Here is a 234-nt window from a genome sequence, read left to right on the forward strand (position 1 = left end):
CTTGAGAAGAATGGCACATGGGATGTTGTGCGCTTGCCTAAACAAAAGAATGCTGTCCGCTGCAAGTGGATCTTTAAAAGAAAGGAAGGTTTGTCTCCTAATGAGCCCTCACGGTTTAAGGCAAGGTTAGTAGCAAAAGGTTTCAGTCAGATTCCAGGTGTTGATTATAATGATGTATTCTCCCCGGTTATGAAGCATAGTTCTATTCGTGCTTTCTTTGCTATTGTTGCTATG

The 234-nt window shown here is 41.9% G+C and carries 1 protein-coding gene; it reads left to right on the plus strand.

Annotated elements, in window-relative coordinates; genetic code table 11:
- Nucleotides 1-234, plus strand: a 234-nt coding sequence (locus tag Q4548_RS17045) for a reverse transcriptase domain-containing protein (RefSeq protein ID WP_303457288.1), incomplete at both ends; no start/stop codon positions are given.

The organism is Wenyingzhuangia sp. 2_MG-2023 (genome assembly GCF_030548295.1).
GTDB lineage: Bacteria > Bacteroidota > Bacteroidia > Flavobacteriales > Flavobacteriaceae > Wenyingzhuangia.